Source organism: Escherichia sp. TW14182 (genome assembly GCF_000208525.1).
Classification (GTDB): domain Bacteria; phylum Pseudomonadota; class Gammaproteobacteria; order Enterobacterales; family Enterobacteriaceae; genus Escherichia; species Escherichia ruysiae.
In genome coordinates, this window is sequence record NZ_AEJZ01000245.1 from 1 (window position 1) to 733 (window position 733).

The following is a 733-nucleotide window of genomic DNA, read 5'->3' on the forward strand; positions in this document are numbered from 1 at the left end:
TGTCACGAACGGTGCAATAGTGATCCACACCCAACGCCTGAAATCAGATCCAGGGGGTAATCTGCTCTCCTGATTCAGGAGAGCTTATGGTCACTTTTGAGACAGTTATGGAAATTAAAATCCTGCACAAGCAGGGAATGAGTAGCCGGGCGATTGCCAGAGAACTGGGGATCTCCCGCAATACCGTTAAACGTTATTTGCAGGCAAAATCTGAGCCGCCAAAATATACACCGCGACCTGCTGTTGCTTCACTCCTGGATGAATACCGGGATTATATTCGTCAACGCATCGCCGATGCTCATCCTTACAAAATCCCGGCAACGGTAATCGCTCGCGAGATCAGAGACCAGGGATATCGTGGCGGAATGACCATTCTCAGGGCGTTCATTCGTTCTCTCTCGGTTCCTCAGGAGCAGGAGCCTGCCGTTCGGTTCGAAACTGAACCCGGACGACAGATGCAGGTTGACTGGGGCACTATGCGTAATGGTCGCTCACCGCTTCACGTGTTCGTTGCTGTTCTCGGATACAGCCGAATGTTGTACATCGAATTCACTGACAATATGCGTTATGACACGCTGGAGACCTGCCATCGTAATGCGTTCCGCTTCTTTGGTGGTGTGCCGCGCGAAGTGTTGTATGACAATATGAAAACTGTGGTTCTGCAACGTGACGCATATCAGACCGGTCAGCACCGGTTCCATCCTTCGCTGTGGCAGTTCGGCAAGGAGATGGG

The 733-nt window shown here is 51.6% G+C and carries 1 pseudogene; it reads left to right on the top strand.

Annotation, left to right across the window (positions count from 1 at the left end):
- Positions 1-86: 86 nt before the first annotated feature.
- Positions 87-733 (top strand): annotated as a pseudogene (gene istA, locus EQY_RS0118260) (IS21-like element IS100 family transposase); the annotation flags it as partial.